The 15,032-nt window shown below is 55.8% G+C and carries 11 protein-coding genes and 2 pseudogenes; 4 read left to right on the forward strand and 9 right to left on the reverse strand.

All coding sequences use genetic code 11. From position 1 onward, the window contains the following. Positions 1 to 56: 56 nt before the first annotated feature. From ACFIO0_RS15740 to ACFIO0_RS15770, 7 genes and pseudogenes are all read right to left on the reverse strand, one after another. A complete protein-coding gene (locus tag ACFIO0_RS15740) occupies positions 57 to 1,334 on the reverse strand; it encodes an ABC transporter substrate-binding protein (protein WP_390911344.1) in 1,278 nt (425 codons plus the stop codon). Positions 1,335 to 1,404: 70 nt separating this feature from the next. After that, positions 1,405 to 1,554, reverse strand: a pseudogene (locus tag ACFIO0_RS15745) (branched-chain amino acid ABC transporter permease); the annotation flags it as partial. A gap of 138 nt (positions 1,555 to 1,692) precedes the next feature. Further along, a pseudogene (locus tag ACFIO0_RS15750) lies at positions 1,693 to 2,664 on the reverse strand (branched-chain amino acid ABC transporter permease); the annotation flags it as partial. Between the two features lie 82 nt (positions 2,665 to 2,746). Further along, positions 2,747 to 3,733, reverse strand: a complete 987-nt coding sequence (locus ACFIO0_RS15755) for a branched-chain amino acid ABC transporter permease (protein WP_390911345.1) — start codon at positions 3,731 to 3,733, stop codon at positions 2,747 to 2,749. A 15-nt stretch (positions 3,734 to 3,748) separates the two neighbouring features. Then, complete coding sequence (locus tag ACFIO0_RS15760; protein WP_390911346.1) at positions 3,749 to 4,174, reverse strand: hypothetical protein; 426 nt, start codon at positions 4,172 to 4,174, stop codon at positions 3,749 to 3,751. Continuing rightward, positions 4,167 to 4,985, reverse strand: coding sequence for an ATP-binding cassette domain-containing protein (locus ACFIO0_RS15765; RefSeq protein ID WP_390911347.1), 819 nt, complete (start codon positions 4,983 to 4,985; stop codon positions 4,167 to 4,169). The genes ACFIO0_RS15760 and ACFIO0_RS15765 overlap by 8 nt, the downstream gene beginning before the upstream one ends. Before the next feature lie 15 nt (positions 4,986 to 5,000). Next, positions 5,001 to 6,971, reverse strand: a complete 1,971-nt coding sequence (locus ACFIO0_RS15770) for an AMP-binding protein (RefSeq protein WP_390911348.1) — start codon at positions 6,969 to 6,971, stop codon at positions 5,001 to 5,003. A gap of 271 nt (positions 6,972 to 7,242) precedes the next feature. Between ACFIO0_RS15770 and ACFIO0_RS15775 the strand changes: the two genes are divergently transcribed. The 3 genes from ACFIO0_RS15775 (at position 7,243) to ACFIO0_RS15785 (ending at position 10,164) form a co-directional block, all read left to right on the forward strand. Beyond that, complete coding sequence (locus tag ACFIO0_RS15775; protein ID WP_390911349.1) at positions 7,243 to 9,150, forward strand: PAS-domain containing protein; 1,908 nt, start codon at positions 7,243 to 7,245, stop codon at positions 9,148 to 9,150. Further along, the gene (locus ACFIO0_RS15780) at positions 9,147 to 9,848 is read left to right on the forward strand and encodes a response regulator (RefSeq protein WP_390911350.1); all 702 of its coding nucleotides are present in this window, start codon (positions 9,147 to 9,149) and stop codon (positions 9,846 to 9,848) included. The genes ACFIO0_RS15775 and ACFIO0_RS15780 overlap by 4 nt, the downstream gene beginning before the upstream one ends. Before the next feature lie 88 nt (positions 9,849 to 9,936). Further along, on the forward strand, positions 9,937 to 10,164 hold the full coding sequence (locus tag ACFIO0_RS15785; protein WP_390911351.1) for a WGR domain-containing protein: 228 nt from the start codon (positions 9,937 to 9,939) through the stop codon (positions 10,162 to 10,164). On the opposite strand, the gene ACFIO0_RS15790 is transcribed toward ACFIO0_RS15785, so the two are convergent. Together ACFIO0_RS15790 and fdhF are read right to left on the reverse strand one after the other, a co-directional pair. Beyond that, a complete protein-coding gene (locus ACFIO0_RS15790) occupies positions 10,161 to 11,354 on the reverse strand; it encodes a hydantoinase/carbamoylase family amidase (RefSeq protein WP_390911352.1) in 1,194 nt (397 codons plus the stop codon). The two genes, ACFIO0_RS15785 and ACFIO0_RS15790, sit on opposite strands and share 4 nt — an antisense overlap. Positions 11,355 to 11,442: 88 nt before the next feature. Then, positions 11,443 to 14,205 (reverse strand): formate dehydrogenase subunit alpha, encoded by a 2,763-nt coding sequence (fdhF, locus tag ACFIO0_RS15795; protein WP_390911353.1) that lies wholly within the window; start codon positions 14,203 to 14,205, stop codon positions 11,443 to 11,445. 168 nt (positions 14,206 to 14,373) lie between these two features. Between fdhF and ACFIO0_RS15800 the strand changes: the two genes are divergently transcribed. Further along, on the forward strand, positions 14,374 to 15,030 hold the full coding sequence (locus ACFIO0_RS15800) for a histidine phosphatase family protein (protein WP_390911354.1): 657 nt from the start codon (positions 14,374 to 14,376) through the stop codon (positions 15,028 to 15,030). The last annotated feature ends 2 nt before the right edge of the window (positions 15,031 to 15,032 follow it).

Raw genomic sequence — 15,032 nt, forward strand, 5'->3', positions numbered from 1 at the left:
TCCCAAATACTCAAATAATTCCGGCGGCAACCAAATGCCGCCGCCGGAGATTTCGCTTAGTTGCAGTTAGAAGCGATGTTGTTTTCTGCAGCGTAGGCTGCGGAATCTTCATCGATCAACGGCTGGACAACTTCCATGTCAGACGCTGCAAATTCATTGATCAAAGACCATGTTTTTGCGGATGCATCCCATTGCGTCATACCAACAAGGCCAGGGCCGCCGTGGTTTTCGCAAGACACGCTGAACTCAGGTCCAAAGCCCGGCAGACCAAGTGCGGTCATCTTGGCTTCGGTGATTTCCAACGCTTCCATCCCGTCACGCATCATCGCAGGTGTGATGTCTGCTGTGCCGTGGATTTCTTGGGCTGTTTTGGCGGCTTCTGCTGCCAACATCGCCGCATACAAACCGCGGTTATACAGAACCGTACCGATTTGATCGCCGTTGCCTGCTGCGTTTCCTGCATCAACAACATACTTTTGGATGTCACCAAATACCGGGAAATCATTGCCAACACCGTGGAACGTCAGTGCTTTGTAACCGTTGGCTTTTTCGCCCGCCGGCAGCACGTCGTTTTCAGAACCGGACCACCAGATGCCGATGAAGTTTTCCATGTCGTAGCGAATGTTTGCAGCTTCTTGAACCGCAACTTGGTTCATAACGCCCCAACCGTACATGATGACATTGTCAGGCTTTTCGCGGCGAATTTGCAGCCACTGTGATTTTTGCTCTTGGCCCGGGTGATCAACTGGCAACAGCACCAATTCAAAACCGTGCTTTTTGGACAGCTCTTCCAACGTGCGGATCGGCTCTTTGCCGTAGGCAGAGTTGTGGTACACGAGCGCGATTTTCTTACCCGCGATGTCGCCTTGGGACATCAGATAGTTGATCGCACCGGACGCACCGTTCCAGTAGTTTGCAGGGTAGTTGAACACGTTGCTAAATACGTCGCCGTTTGCGGCAGACGTACGACCATAGCCCATCGAGTGGATCGGGATACCGTCAGCCGTCGCTTTCGGGATCAACTGGTAGGTGATGCCAGTGGACAGCGGTTGATAGACCAACGCGCCTTCGCCTTTTGTAGACTCGTAGCACTCAACGCCTTTTTCGGTGTTATAGCCGGTTTCGCATTCGATCACGTTCGTCATCACGCCACCGATGCCGCCATCGCGTGCGTTCAGCAGGTTCATGTAATCGGCGTAGCCATCCGCAAACGGAATACCGCCCGCCGCGTATGGGCCTGTGCGGTAGCTTAGGGATGGGAACACGAGGTCCGCCATCACAGGGCTTGCCGCCATAACGGCTGCAACAGCCATTGTACCTAGTTTCATTTTCATCAGTTATCCTCCCATGGATTTTTGATCGTTTATAAGGTCAGAGTTTTCCCTGCCCGTCTTGGTGGCGCCCCTAATGCGGGAACGGCCACAATCTTAGTTTCTCTTTTGCGACGCGCCACAGTTGGGCAATGCCATGCGGTTCAGCGACCAAAAAGATAATGATCAATGCCCCGACAATCACAAGGTTCAGGTGCGCCACAATATCCGTCGGCCAACCCATGCCGCCGATTGTCAGCGCGTAGGCGAAAAAGCTGACGACGATCGCGCTTAACCACATCAGGCCAGATCCCTCGATGATGGATCGGGTGCGGACAAAGCTGATCAACAGCATCACAAAACTAACGGTCAGCGCCGCCAAAAACACGCGCGAACCCCAGAGTTGAGACATCGAAATATCAGTGTCGGCATCAGCCAGCATGATTTTCAACAGCACCGGCAAAACCACAAGGAACGCCGCCCCCGCGAATGCACCAAAGATACTGCCCAACCCACCGATGATGATCATGAACAAGACGATGAACGACTTTGTAATGCCAAAGACCTCGCCAACTTCGACAGCACCCAAATAGACCGAAAAGAACAACGCGCCCGAGATGCCGATGAAAAACGAGCTGATCGCAAACGCGCTGAGTTTTGCAGCCAACGGGTTCACACCGATGATCTCGGCGGCGATGTCCATGTCACGGATAGCCATCCATTTGCGACCAAATGATCCGCGCGTCAGATTGCGGGCGACCACGGCACTAAAGATCACAAACACAAGGCAGAACAAATAGGTCGCCCATGCTTCGGTGTTTGGTCCGGTTACCAAAACGCCAAAGACTTCGCGGTCCGGCGCATTGATTTGACCGGTCGCAGAGTAGTTGTAGAACCACGGCACACGGTTGAATAACCACACAAGGAAAAACTGCGCGGCCAGTGTCGCTACCGCCAGATAAAACCCTTTGATGCGCAGGCTAGGCAGCCCGAAAAGTACACCAACACCAGCCGTCACGACGCCCGAAAGCAAGACATGCACCAGCATGCTGACCTCTGGAAATGCGGTCATCAGCTTGTAACAGGCATAGGCCCCCACAGCCATAAATCCGCCGGTCCCAAGCGAAACCTGTCCGCAATAGCCAGTCAGAATATTCAACCCGATCGCCGCAATGGCATAGATCAGGAACGGTAGGAAAATCGAATTCACCCAGTAGTCATTGATCATGAACGGAATGACAAAAATCGCGATGGCGAGAACAAGATAGTAGCGAATGCGATCAAACCTGATCGGAAACGTCTGGCTGTCCTGCGGATAAGTTGTGCTGAAATCACCAGCTTCACGATAGAACATTTAGCTGCTCCCAATTTCAGAGGTCAAAGGGCGGGTGGGTGTCGTGGCGCAAAGCGACACGCGGTCACACGATCCTTGGAATTCAAACGCGTTCAATGATTTTCTCCCCGAACAAACCTTGCGGACGGAACACCAAAAAGATCAGCGCCAGCACGTAAGCGAACCAGTTTTCGGTCGCACCACCCAATGCCGGGCCCAGCGCAAATTCAAACAACTTTTCGCCCACACCAATGATCAAACCGCCGACGATGGCCCCGGGGATCGACGTAAAACCACCCAGCATCAGCACCGGCAAAGCCTTAAGCGCGATCAGAGACAGCGAAAACTGCACGCCAGATTTCGCGCCCCACATGATGCCCGCAACCAGCGCGACAAAACCAGCAACCGACCAGACCAATATCCAGATGTAGTTCAGCGACACACCAACCGACAGCGCCGCCTGATGGTCATCCGCCACAGCCCGCATCGCGCGCCCCTGTTTGGTGTATTGTGAAAACAGCACCAGCGCCGAAACCAGCAAGATTGCGATCACGGTCGCCACGATATCAAGGTTGTCAATAAAGAACCCGTAATCGAAAATCTTATACGTCACTTCATCGATGTATTCGTTAATGCCTTGGGGCAGGCCAACGTCCATCTTTTTGATGTCAGACCCCCACATAAGATCACCCACACCCTCAAGGAAATAGGCCAATCCAATGGTTGCCATGAACAGGATGATCGGCTCTTGGCCCACCAAATGGCGAAAGATAAATCGCTGCACGAGGATGGCAAAACCAACCATCACAGCCATAGTCAAAAGGATCGCGAAGAACGCGGGTATGTGCCATCCAAAGTGGTGAATGTTGGTCCCAAACGTCGCGTTGATCAGATGCGCAAAGGGCACCTGCCCCTCCATGATTCCGACCAAGGTCAAGGCCGCAAACAACGCCATCACCCCTTGGGCATAGTTGAAAATCCCCGAGGCTTTAAAAATCAAAACAAACCCCAGCGCGACCAAAGCGTACAACACGCCGGCCATCAGACCGTTGAGGAACACCTCCATCGCAAAGACTAACTGTTCAGGCATCGCGCCGCTCTCCCATTAACTCTCAAGGTCCGTTTCGATCACACGCAGGATAAAGTCGTCGGCGTCACGCTCGACGGACACCCGCAACTGTGGTTCGATCCATTCATCGCTCGCCCAGACATCAGCGCCTTGGGGAACGTAATTTCTGTTGCCAGCCGTCATTCGGTTACGCAGCGCTTGCGCATCCGATTGATCCGCTCCGTGCACACCGCAGGCCAATTCGCCATCTTGTGGCACCAGCTCGATCACCAATTTTTCTCCGACCGTCAGATCAAACACGGCAAGTTCAGAAATCGAAATCTGGCGGTCCAGCCCGTCCACGATGACCGGGAACAAGTTCTCGAAGGGCAGTAAACACCTTGCCTCGAACTCATCCCACGCGCCGGCCATGACCGCAGCCGGAAGCATCGCTAAAACATATGCCAAAATGGCTTTAGTCATGCGACACACCCAGATAAGCATCAATCACGGCTTGGTTGTTGCGCACTTCATCCGGCGTGCCATCGCCAATTTTCTTGCCGTAGTCCATGACCACAACCCGGTCGGACAGGTCCATAACCACGCCCATATCGTGTTCGATCAGCGCAATTGTGGTGCCGAATTCATCATTCATCGACAGGATAAAGCGGCTCATGTCCTCTTTTTCCTCGACGTTCATGCCCGCCATTGGTTCGTCCAACAGCAGCAGTTCTGGTTCGGCAGCCAGCGCGCGCGCCAGCTCGACCCGCTTCTTGAGGCCATAGGGCAGACGGGAAACCGGAGTCTTGCGGATCGCCTGAATTTCCAAGAAATCAATAATCTTTTCGGCGACTTCACGGTTCTCGGTTTCTTCCTTTTCCGCACGTCCTTTCCAGAACGCTTGGGCGAACATACCGGTTTTCATGTGGGTCAAGCGACCCGTCATGACGTTGTCGAGTACTGACATGCCTTCGAACAACGCGATGTTCTGGAACGTGCGGGCAATACCTTGACGCGCCACCTGATAGGGGCGCATTTGCGGGCGCGGCACACCTTTGTACAAAACCTGACCTTCTTGCGGGACGTAAAACCCCGAGATCACGTTCAGCATCGATGATTTACCAGCACCGTTTGGCCCGATAATCGCGCGCACTTCGCCCTCGCGAATATCAAACGAGATGTCTTTGATCGCCTCAACGCCGCCAAAACGCAGGGTGATGTTTTGCATTTCCATGACCACAGGGCCGATCTGGCGGCCATCTGCGGTTAGGTATCCGTCAGCTTGATCAAGCATTGTGCGTATCCTTCATCACTCAGCCGCCAACTTTGCGGCAACGGCCACAACGGCCGCTTCACGGATTTCCAACGTCGCCGAAATCGCGCCTTTGCGGCCGTCTTCGTAGGTCACTTCGGTGGTGGTCGAAATTTCAGTCGATCCATCGTACAGCGCGTCGATAATATCCGAGAATTTGTCTTCGATAATTCGGCGGCGTACCTTTAGTGTACGGGTCAATTCACCGTCATCCGCATCCAGCTGTTTGTGCAGCACGACAAAGCGGTGAATTTGGCAATCCGACAACATTTCATCCTGAGCGACAGAGGCGTTGACCTCTTCAACGTGAGACTGGATCGTTGACAAAACGTCGGGATGGCCGGCCAGTTCTTGGTAGGATGCATAGGCGATATTGTTACGTTCTGCCCAGTTCCCAACGGCTGTCAGATCGATGTTGATGAACGCAGTGCACTGCGCGCGATCATTGCCAAAGACGACTGTTTCGAGAATGTTAGGAAAAAATTTCAGTTTGTTTTCAACATACTTAGGTGCGAACAACGCGCCAGATGCGGTTTTACCAACATCCTTGGCGCGGTCGATAATACGCAGATGGCCCGTGCCTTCTTCGATGAAGCCCGCATCGCCTGTTGCAACCCAGCCTTCGGGGTCTTTGGTGTCCGCCGTGCTTTCCGCGTTCTTGTAGTATTCCACAAAAACACCCGGGCTGCGGTAGTAGACTTCGCCGTTGTCTTCGATCTTTAGTTCGACGCCCGGGCACGTCACACCGACAGTATCGGAGCGGACCTCGCCATCAGGTTGCGCGGTGATAAACACGGTTGCTTCGGTCTGACCGTACAGTTGCTTTAGGTTGATGCCGAGCGAGCGATAAAAGTCGAAAATCTCTGGTCCGATCGCTTCGCCCGCGGTGTAGCCAACGCGCACACGGCTGAAACCCAGCGTGTTTTTCAGCGGGCCGTAGATCATCAATTCGCCCAGATTGTACTTGATCCGGTCCAACAGGTTGACCGGTTTTCCATCCAGAATCGAAGGCCCAACTTTGCGCGCTACCCCCATGAAATAGTCGAACAAGCGGCGCTTGGATTTGGACGCGTCCTCCATCCGGATCATCACATTCGTCAGCTGCGTTTCAAACACACGCGGCGGGGCAAAATAATACGTCGGCCCGATTTCACGCAGGTCCAATTGCATCGTATCCGCGCTTTCGGGACAGTTCGTGCAGAACCCTGTCCACAACGCTTGGCCGACCGAGAAAATGAAATCCCCGACCCACGCCATCGGCAAATACGCAAGAATATCATCGCTCTGGCGCAGATCATCAAATTCCGACGATGATTTAGATGTCTCGATCACATTGCGGTTAGACAGCACGACGCCCTTGGGCTTTCCAGTGGTTCCGGAGGTGTACAACATCACGCAGATGCTGTCGTAATTCTGCTTGGCAATGCGCGCTTTCATTTCAGGTTCCAGCGTCGCGCGCTTGGCCCGCCCCGCATCCTGAACTGCACTATACTGCGTCAAATGTGTGTGGTCATATTTACGCAAACCGCGCGGATCGAGGTAAATCATTGCCTCGAACGTGTCCAAACCGTCCTGAATATCCAGAACTTTGTCGACTTGCTCTTGGTCACCAGCGATCACAAAACGTGCGCCACAATGGCCCATCGTATAGGCCATCTCTTCGGCTGCCGCGTCTTGGTACAACGGCACAGGGATCGCCCCGACCATTTGCGCGGCCATCATCGACCAGTACAAATAGGGACGGTTGCGGCCGATAACGGCGATGAAATCACCCTCGTTCACGCCCATATCCAGCAGACCCAGCGCCAAGGCTTCGACCTCTTCACAGGTCTGCGCCCAGGTCCAGCTTTGCCAGATCCCGAATTCCTTTTCGCGGTATGCAGGCGCAGATCCGAATTGCGTCGCATTGCGGTGCAAAAGTGCTGGCACGGATACTAATCCGGCAGCCCCATTAAGCGTGTCAGCCAAAGTTCTTCCCTCCCAAACCAGCCTCTCCTCAGGCCGGTCGCGCTCGCTTTCGCGAATCTTCGTCCCACAAGGATGTTCATCTGAACCTGATGGTCAACTTTTTCCTGAAGTTTTCTCAAATCTAACGAATTGTAACAGGCACTCATCAACGCTTGATCTTGTTAGACGAACGCTCGCACAGTGCGTGCACTCGGATGGGCCGCAGGCCAAGCCGAGGACATATCGTGCGTGCGCAAGCACGCTCCTTTGGATCAGACAAAGGCCTGAATTCGTGCCCCAAACCCCTGCCGCTATCCAGACGCTCACTGCCGCCGGTCTTAATTTGATCGGCCAAGCGTTGACGATCTATGATAACGATCTGCGGCTGGCCGTGTGCAACGCCCGGTTTCAAAGCATGTTTGATTTGCCTGACAACCTCGTCATGATTGGCGCCCCCTTCGAGGAAACCATTCGCCATCTTGCACAGCGCGGCGAATACGGCGAGGTGGATGATGTCGAGGCTTTCGTGCGCGAACGTGTCGAACAAGCCCGTGCGTTTCAGGCGCACTACATGGAACGGACCCGCGCCACCGGCACGATCATTTCCGTCGAAGGTTCCCCCCTGCCCCAAGGCGGTTGGGTCACCGTTTACACCGACATCACCCGCACCAAACAACAAGAGGTGTTGCTGCGCGCCCGCTCAGAAGAACTCAGCGATCAGGTTCTTGCCCACACCGAAGAACTCGCCAGCACCAACCGCGCCCTCGCGTCCACCGTTTCAACCCTCGAAGAGACCAAACGCCACCTCACCAAAATTGAGGCCCGCACCCGCCTGACCACCGAAATGATGCCTGCCCATATCGCGCATGTGGACGAGGCAGGGCACTACACCTATTCCAACCGGCGCTTGTCTAGTGTGATCCCTAACCGGCCCTCCGATATCGTCGGGCTGCACATCTCGGATGCACTTGGACCAACGGTGTATTCCAAGGTTCGCGACCACCTGCAAACTGCGTTCTCAGGGCTTGAGGCCGTGCACGAATTCAGCGACATCGACAGCGCGCGCCGTATCCGTGTTGCCTTTACCCCCGACAGCAACGGTGGGGCCTATGTTTTGTCGATGGACGTGACCCAAGAAACGCAGGCTCGTGTCGCCTTGCAGCAAACCCGCAGGCGCACTTTGGCTGCCCAAGTCACATCCGGCATGGCCCATGATTTTTCTAACTTGTTGACGATCATTCTGGGTATGCAAAGCAGTCTTGCGCGAATTGACGGGCTACCCAAGGAGGCAAACGCGCTGATCGACGCCACATTGTCGGCGGCCCAAAGAGGCGGCCAACTGCTGTCCAGCATTGCCGAAATGACCGGGCAACCTCTGCCCAACCCGCGTGCGACTGACCCGCATGTGTTGCTGCAAGATTTGCAAACACTGGCCCGCCCGTCGCTGCCAAGTGGCATGACCCTAACGGTCACAGACCTTTTGCCAGACGCATCCATTTTACTAGATTCCGGCACCGTTCAGGATTCACTTTTGAACTTGATTTTGAACGCGCGTGACGCGTGCCAGCCGGACGGAGCGATCACCCTGTGTGCCGAAACCGTGCACGACACGTGGGTGCAATTTACGCTAAGCGACACTGGCGCAGGTTTTTCAGCGCACGCTCTGGAACACGCATGCGATCCGTTTTTCACGACCAAAGGCAAGGACGGATCGGGCCTTGGCCTGCCGATGGTTTACGACATGACAAAACTGGCGGGCGGCGATCTACAGCTTGGCAATCAAAGCGGCGGCGGGGCCGTGGTTCGCTTGCGTTTGCCCCTGCGTTTTAGCCCAACCGGGACCAAAGGCCTTGTGCTGTTGGTCGAGGACGAAGATGATCTGCGCGCGCACTACCGTGATCTGCTGATCGGCCTCGGCCATTCTGTTGTCGAAGCGATTTCGGTGCAAGAAGCAACGGCGCTGATAGAAACCATCCCCGATATCCAACTGGTTCTATCCGACATCCATCTGAGTGGTGAAGGCACCGGGTTAGATTTGATGAACGGTTTACGAAAAACTGGCACGCCGGTTATCTTAATGACATCATTGCCAGAAACTGATCCGCTACACCGGATGGCCTGTGCGACAACACTCGTTTTGCACAAGCCGTTTTCACCCGCCGACCTTGCGGCGGCACTAACCCCGAAGGTTGCGCAATGATCGCCCCGCTTGTCACAATTTTGGACGACGAGCCTGCCATCCGCACGATGCTGGCCGACGCGCTCGAAGAAGCCGGGTTTCGCACGCTCAGCTTTGGGCGCGCGCGTGAATTCGAGGCGGCATTGCAGTCGCACACGCCGGACGTTTGCCTAGTCGATTTGTCACTGCCCGACACCGACGGGCTGACAATTGTGCACAGGCTGGCGCTGGAACAAGGTGCGATCGTGATCATTATTTCCGGACGTGCACAGGTGCAAGATCGGGTCACGGGATTAGAGCTTGGGGCCGACGACTACATCATCAAACCTTTTGATCCCGCCGAAGTTGTCGCCCGCGTGCGTGCCCGTTTGCGCAGCAACAAACCCGCAGCCCAAACCGCCAACACCGCACATTTTGACGGCTGGCGCGCAGAATTTGACAGTTACATGCTGGTAGATGACGCAGGCGAACACACGCCTTTTTCCCACGCAGAAGGCGAAGTATTGCGCCTGTTTTTGGACAGCCCCAAACGCCTGATCAGCCGCGCACAAATGCAAGAAAGCTTGGGCGGCGCCGCAGGCGAAAGCTTTGATCGGGCAATGGATGTGCGCATTTCGCGCCTGCGAACCAAGCTGCGCGAAGATCCTAAAAACCCCCAGTTGATCAAGACGATTTACGGGGCTGGCTACATCTTTTTGGGCGATGTGCGTTGGAACTAAACAGCCTTGGTGTGCGACACGCACACCTTACACGCTGATCCGCGAAATAGCGCTTCACCTCGCCAGAAACGCTGTTAGAATCGCACCCATGCTTGACGTCGTTCTATATCGCCTTGGCCGTGCAACGCGCCCGCATTTCTACCGTGTAGAGATCGCGATGAACCTGTTTTGCGAGGTCTCGGTGCTGCGCGAATGGGGGGTGCAAGGCGGGGCGCCACGCGAAGTCATCACCTGTTTTGGCAACCTGCGCGAAGCGTCACACGCGGCAGACACTTACCGCAAACGCGCGCTAAATCGTGGATATCAGCGCGGTTAAAGCACGCTGATAGCTGCGGCCAAGACTTGCAAACCGGCGACCAAATCACTGCGCTTGGTGTCTTCTTCAAACGCATGACTGATCCCGTTGATCGATGGGACAAACAGCATTGCAACCGGCATCAGACGCGACACGTTCGTGGCATCATGCAAAGCACCTGACGGCATCACTTGCCACTTACGGGGCGCAATTTGTTCTGCACCACGCTCCAATGCTGCGCGCAATTGCGTGTCCATGACCACGGGCTCCAACCCAAGCATCTCGCTAAAGTTTACCTCGAACCCGCCGTCAGCCGCGACCCCGATTGCCGTATCGCGAATGATCTGTTCCATACGGCCCAAGCGATCCACATCACCATCACGCCATTGCATCGAAAACCGGGCACGCCCCGGCACGATAGATGATGCATTGGGGTGCAAATCCAAGTGCCCGATGGTCCAAACCGTTTGCGGCGTGACGACATTGCGCAACCGTTCGTTGAGGCGGATATTGAACTGCGACACCGCTTGAAACGCATCACGTCGCATCACCATCGGTGTCGTGCCTGCGTGGTTTTGTTGGCCCTCAAACGTGATGCGCATGTCGCGTATGCCAACGATGTCACTGACGACGCCAATCTGAAGGCCCAAGTTGTCAAGCGCGGGACCTTGTTCGATGTGCATTTCGATGAAGCCGGTAAATTGAGCTGGATCGATGTCAGGACCCGCAATATCACCCATTGATTGCCGTGCTTGCTCCAAAGGTATGCCATCGTGGTCCTTTAGCTGATCCGCTTGCAGCAGGGTCAGTTGGCCTGACCAAACCGCACTGCCTGTCGTGACGCCAAATCGCCCTTCTTCGTCTTGAAATGAAACCACGGAAACCGCGGGGCCGCCCTGTTCTTGTGATGATCGGGCGATCTCTAATGCGGCAATGACGCCCAACGCGCCGTCGAGCCAACCGCCTTCGGGTTGGCTGTCTGAATGTGATCCCAGCAGGAGCGATTGGCCCTTTGCCAAGCCGAACAGATTGCCCATAGCGTCGTATCGCACGTTCAAACCAGCATGGCGCATTTGATCTGCCAACCACGCTCGCGCTGCAACATCGGGGGCCGAATAGGCTGGGCGCACGACGCCCTTGCCAACACCGGAAGCACCAAAACTTCGCAGGGTTTCCAAGTCGTGCAAGAACCGTTCAGCATTGACGCGCATGAGGTCTCTCCAATGAAAAAGGTGGGCCAAGGCCCACCTTACGTCGTTTTCATGTCAAAGTAAGGTGTGGGTGTCCCACACCCATCGCTTATTCTGCGGCAATCGTTTCGCTGGCAGCCTCAACCTTAACGGCCGAGAATTTAAACTCGGGAATTTTGCCATAGGGATCAATCGCAGGGTTTGTGAGGATATTCGCCGCCGCTTCGACATATGCGAAAGGCAAGAACACCATGTCAGGGGCAACCGCACGGTCCATCCGCGCCATGATCACGATGGACCCGCGTTTGGTTGTCAAACGGACGTGGCCACCTGGCTCGACCCCTAACTTGCGTAGCGTTGAGGGGTGCAGCGAACAGTTCGCTTCAGGCTCCAGCCCGTCCAAAACCGTGGCGCGGCGGGTCATGGACCCTGTGTGCCAATGTTCCAGCTGGCGCCCTGTGGTCAGGATCATCGGATAATCTGCATCCGGCGTATCATCAGGTGCAATCACGCTGGCAGGTGTAAAGCGCGCCCGCCCGTCCGGACGCGGGAAACCGTCACCGAACACAACAGCTTGGCCCGGATCGGTCGGGCTAAGCGACGGGTACGTCACTGCTTCGGTCGTCAGTCGATCCCACGTGATGTTGTCGAGGCTGCGCATGTTCACAGTCATTTCCGCGAACACTTGGCTTGGGTGCGTGTAAGTCCAGTTCAGACCGCAGCGCTTGGCCAATTCAACCTCGATCCACCAATCTTCTTTTGCCTGACCCGGAGGCGTCACGGCTGGGCGCACCATTTGCACCTGACGGTTGGTATTCGACACGGTGCCCGATTTTTCGTACAGCGCCGAAGCTGGCAAAATCACGTCGGCGTAGTTGGCCGTTTCGGTGATGAAAATGTCCTGCACAACAAGGTGGTCCAGCTTTGCCAAAGCGTCGCGCGCGTGTTCCACATCGGGGTCCGACATCGCGGGGTTTTCGCCCAGAACATACATTGCTTTGATGTCACCGTCGTGGACCGCATCCATGATTTCGGTGACAGTCAGGCCCTTTTCGTTTGAAAAATCACCCGACCCCCAAACCTCGGTAAAGGCAGAGCGCACACCGTCGTCCATGACCGATTGGTAGTCGGGCAAGAACATCGGGACGAGGCCCGCATCAGACGCGCCTTGCACGTTGTTTTGACCGCGCAGCGGGTGCAGGCCAGACCCCGGACGACCGACCTGGCCAGTCATCAAGGCCAGTGAAATCAAGCAACGCGAATTGTCAGTGCCGTGAATGTGCTGACTGATGCCCATGCCCCAGAAAATCATGCCGGCTTTCGCGCCTGCAAATGTGCGTGCGACGGCCCGCAGAGTTTCTGCGTCGATACCACAAATCTCTGACATTTTTTCGGGCGTGAAATCCTTGAGGTGCGCTTTTTCTGCTTCCCAGTTTTCGGTGTAGGCCTCGATGTATTGCTGGTCGTACAGCCCTTCTTCGACGATCACGTGCATAATCGCGTTCAGCATTGAGACGTCCGCGCCGGGGCGGAATTGCAGCATGTGCGTGGCAAACCGTTTCAGGGCTTGGCCGCGTGGGTCCATCACAATCAGCTTGCCGCCACGTTTGGTGAACTGTTTGAAATAGGTGGCCGCGACGGGGTGGTTTTCGATCGGGTTTGCCCCAATCACAATCGCCACGTCTGCGTTTTCGATTTCGTTGAACGTTGCCGTAACAGCGCCCGATCCGACATTTTCGATCAGCGCAGACACCGACGATGCGTGGCACAAACGTGTGCAGTGATCGACGTTGTTGTGCTTGAACCCTTCGCGGATGAACTTTTGAAACAGGTAAGCTTCTTCGTTGGTGCATTTGGCAGATCCAAAGCCCGCAACTTCGCGTCCGCGCCCTTTTAGGCCGTTCGCTGCAAAATCCAGCGCCTCGTCCCACGTTGCTTCGCGAAAGACGTTTTGCCAGTTGCCCGGGTCAACGTTCAGACCCTTTGCAGGCGCGTCGTCGCGACGGATCAACGGTTTGGTCAGGCGGTGATTGTGGTGGATGTAGTCGTAGCCAAAGCGGCCTTTGACGCACAAGCGGCCCTCGTTCGCAGGGCCATTGATGCCCTCGACATATTTGACTTTGCCGTCTTTGACCTTGATCGAAATCTGGCAGCCAACACCGCAGAACGCACAAACGCTATCGACTTCGCTGTCGAAATCTTTGCTATCGCCTGTGCCTGCGCCCGGCGTGACAGCGGCCGGCATCAACGCGCCTGTTGGGCAGGCTTGCACGCATTCGCCGCAGGCCACGCAGGTGGAATCGCCCATCGGGTCGGCCATGTCGAAAGTCGGATAGCTGTCCGCGCCGCGGCCGGACATGCCGATCACGTCGTTCACCTGAACTTCGCGGCAGGCGCGCACGCACAGGCCACACGAAATGCAGGCGTCCAAGTTCACCGACATCGCCACGTGGCTGTCATCGAGCAGCGGAATGCGGCCCTCTTCCAGCTTCGGAAAACGACTTTCGGAGACGCCGTTCAAGTCGGCCATGTCCCACATGTGCGCGGATTTATCGTGGGCGGTTTCACGTTCTGGCAAATCAGCGACCAGCATTTCAACAACCATTTTGCGGGCATTTTCAGCGCGCGCTGAATTGGTCGTGACAACCATGCCCTCGCCCGGTTCACGGATGCAGGAGGCCGCCAAAGTACGTTCGCCTTCGATCTCGACCATGCAGGCGCGGCAGTTGCCGTCAGGGCGGTAACCGGGTGCCGGTTTGTGGCACAAATGCGGGATAACCAGACCGCGGCCATTGGCCACTTCCCAGATGGTCAGACCGGCTTCGGCCTCGACTTCTTTTCCATCCAGCGTGAATTTCACCATGTCCGACATCCTGCGTCTCCCTAATATTGCGCGACACTTAGCAGAATCAGCGCCAATTCAGGACTCTCAATCCCGACACCCATTGCCGAATTTACGCCACTCTCGGTTTCCGATCCGCTCCATTGCGACACGCAACGCCTTGGCCTATCAAAGCAGCACACCCAATCAGGAGCGCCCATGTCCCACATCACCCTTATCCGCCACGGTCAGGCAAATTCCGGCGCGCAAGACGAGGCCAGCTATGACCGGCTGAGCGAATTGGGGCACCAGCAGGCACAGTGGCTAGGGCTGCATCTCAAGGACACGTTGCAGCACCATCACCGGCTGTACACCGGCACCTTGCAGCGTCACATCGAAACGGCGAACGGAATGGACACCGGGCTGGAACCCACCCGAGATGCGCGTTTGAATGAGCTGGAATATTTCACGCTTGCCGCCGCACTCGAGGCCGAGCAAGGTATCCCGATCCCCACCGAACAGATTGAGTTTACCAAACACCTGCCCCGTGTTTTTGCCGCGTGGCAAGCGGATGAAATCAAGGGCGCGCCAGAAAGTTTCGCTGATTTTGAAACCCGTGTCAGTGGGGCCATGGCCGATATCGCAGCGGGCGAAGGTCCGGCGTTGGTTGTCACCTCGGGCGGGCTGATTTCGATGGTGATGCGGCAGCATTTAAAATTGGACATAGACGGCATGGCACATCTGGCCCTAGGGATCATGAACACCTCAATGCACCGTTTGTTTCCGATCGGGGGCACGCGTTGGTCGCCGGTGATGTTCAACAATATCGCCCATCTTGAAGCCCCCGCACGCCATCACGCCCAAACCCACGTTTAAGG

Origin of the sequence: Pseudosulfitobacter sp. SM2401 (genome assembly GCF_042932805.1) — a bacterium.
In the GTDB taxonomy this organism is placed as follows: Bacteria; Pseudomonadota; Alphaproteobacteria; order Rhodobacterales; family Rhodobacteraceae; genus Ascidiaceihabitans.